Source organism: Escherichia sp. KCJ4928, assembly GCF_004352695.1.
Lineage (GTDB): Bacteria > Pseudomonadota > Gammaproteobacteria > Enterobacterales > Enterobacteriaceae > ECMA0423.
In genome coordinates this window covers 1-255 of the sequence record NZ_SJWV01000799.1, presented here as the reverse complement: position 1 = coordinate 255, position 255 = coordinate 1, and the positions used below count along the sequence as shown (strand labels likewise).

General features: G+C 60.8%; 1 pseudogene. It reads left to right on the top strand.

From position 1 onward, the window contains the following. A pseudogene (locus E0D98_RS26840) lies at positions 1–255 on the top strand (hypothetical protein); the annotation flags it as partial.

The following is a 255-nucleotide window of genomic DNA, read 5'->3' as shown; positions in this document are numbered from 1 at the left end:
CAGCGGAAATACGTCAGGTGGATGCGCACCTGAAGCGCCTGCGTGAACTGGAAGCCGGTAAGGCCGCCACGGCGCAGCCGGTGAAACAGGCCGGTAACGGGAATGTGGCCGCGGTGGCTTCTGCGCCTGTGATCCGTGTGGAGCAGAAACTGGATAAGGGGATTGGTTTCGCACGTTTTGCCAAATCGCTGGCTGCGGCTAAAGGTGTCCGCTCTGAAGCCCTGGAAGTGGCCCGTCGTCAGTATCCGGATGACA